At 43.8% G+C, this 794-nt stretch carries 1 protein-coding gene and 1 pseudogene; both read right to left on the bottom strand.

Features of this window, described 5'->3' with window-relative positions; translation table 11 throughout:
* Positions 1–76: 76 nt before the first annotated feature.
* Positions 77–332, bottom strand: a pseudogene (locus INT21_RS05915) (transposase); the annotation flags it as partial.
* 258 nt (positions 333–590) lie between these two features.
* Positions 591–794: DUF4214 domain-containing protein (locus INT21_RS05910; RefSeq protein ID WP_193060898.1), on the bottom strand; the 204-nt coding region annotated here is incomplete at its 5' end.

Genomic DNA, 794 nt, shown 5'->3' with positions numbered 1-794 from the left:
GGCTATGGAGTTTTGCACGCGATTAATTTTGAATAGGCACTTACTGGAGCCCTTGCGTACCTGCAAGCACCTCATTTTCATGGTCGTTAAGATCTTGATAGCCAGCGGCGATTCCAAACACGCGCTGACGGACCAAGGTGCCGAACTTGTGGCGAATTTTATCTGGTGCCAGAAGATAATGAAGTATCGATGCCAAGCGACGTGTAAGTCGACATTGCTTGTCGTCTTCCCGTAGCAAAAGTAACCCTGCATCGGAGGTGATGTGACCTCAACAAGCCAGCTTCAATTTGGTGCCGTGAGAGTAGCGAGAAGGTCAATTTTTCAGGCATTATTTTGGAAGTAACTTTTGATCTTGGTTTTGATGCAAGATCTTGAAAATTTAAAATTGCCAATCGTTTTCTTTTATACGCCATGAAAAATTTAAGTTAGGGTTTATCTGACAAGTTGTCTTCGTGATGAGTTCCTATCGCTTTCATAATGTGGACTGTCTGCCAACGAAATCTCTGAATAGGGTTGGCAGACAGTTTTGAAAAGCATAGTCAGAAACGTATCCAGAAACGTGTTTCCAGTTTAAACTTCATGCTGAAGTATCAGAAGATAGTAGCATCCTGATTGTTCTGGCCGATGAGCACCAAGTCAACATGCTCATCTGAAAGTGCAAACGCCTCCAGAATATCGTCACGATCCTCGTCACTCGCCAACTGGTTCAACCAATATTCCTTGCCTTCAGCATCACTGGGGCGACCCAGAGTATTGTTGTACAGCGCCTCAATAAAATCACTGTTATTGAGGTT

Source organism: Halomonas sp. 3F2F, assembly GCF_014897805.1.
Lineage (GTDB): Bacteria > Pseudomonadota > Gammaproteobacteria > Pseudomonadales > Halomonadaceae > Vreelandella.
This window is presented reverse-complemented; position numbering and strand designations above follow the sequence as displayed.